This is a genomic window from Pedobacter sp. 01N416 (genome assembly GCF_056399685.1).
The window spans coordinates 1-695 of the sequence record NZ_JBFTRT010001006.1 but is presented as its reverse complement, the minus strand read 5'-3'; the positions used below and the strand labels follow the sequence as shown (position 1 = coordinate 695).

At 38.6% G+C, this 695-nt stretch carries 2 protein-coding genes; one reads left to right on the top strand and one right to left on the bottom strand.

Going from position 1 to position 695, the window contains the following annotated elements; all coding sequences use genetic code 11:
* The coding region (locus AC1DND_RS28935; RefSeq protein WP_477586426.1) for a BON domain-containing protein at nt 1–337 on the top strand (337 nt) is incomplete at its 5' end.
* 167 nt (nt 338–504) lie between these two features.
* Here the strand turns inward: AC1DND_RS28935 and AC1DND_RS28930 are convergent.
* Nucleotides 505–695, bottom strand: a 191-nt coding sequence (locus AC1DND_RS28930; RefSeq protein ID WP_477586424.1) for a hypothetical protein, incomplete at its 5' end; no start/stop codon positions are given.

Genomic DNA, 695 nt, shown 5'->3' with positions numbered 1-695 from the left:
GGTTAGACTGGCGATCACGACCGATTCCCTTATTGGTGTAGAGAAAATAGAGATTTCGGTGGAAGATGGTTTGGTGACGCTTAAGGGATCTGTGGACAGTTACGCCAAAAAACTTGCTGCAGAACATGCCGCAAAATCTGTGAAAGGGGTAAAAAATGTTATTCAGAAAATAGAAGTCAGGTTTTCATTTAAAAGCAACCTAATTGTTTACATGGGGGCAAACCTGGTCTTGGATAGTAAGCATGCTTATAAAAATGACAATGACCAACCTATGCAGCTCATAGGCCCCCTGCATCCGGATTTGCACTTTGAAAGGAGTACTAATGAAATCTGGTGAAAATGGAAATGATGAGAAGGAAAATGGAATCGGCTTGTCCCGTCGATATTTACTTTTTAGATTGGGTATATTGAACTGGATCTCCAGCCGGTATTTATTTGTAGCGCTTTCAAAAAACATGATGCGCTGGCCATATCTGCCTTTGGGAAGGTTTATCAAAAAAATCTTTAAAAAATGGGGAACAATTTAGTGCGAACAGGTTCATTGGTTTGGTTTTTGTAGAATGCTTTTAAGGAATTTATGATTTGATCCTGAATATATAAACAGGTTCTTTTTAATAATTTCTTAATTCTCCAATAAAATAATCCACGAACAAAACGTTTTCTATGACCAGAACCGAGCGCTTTGGGTACAGCCC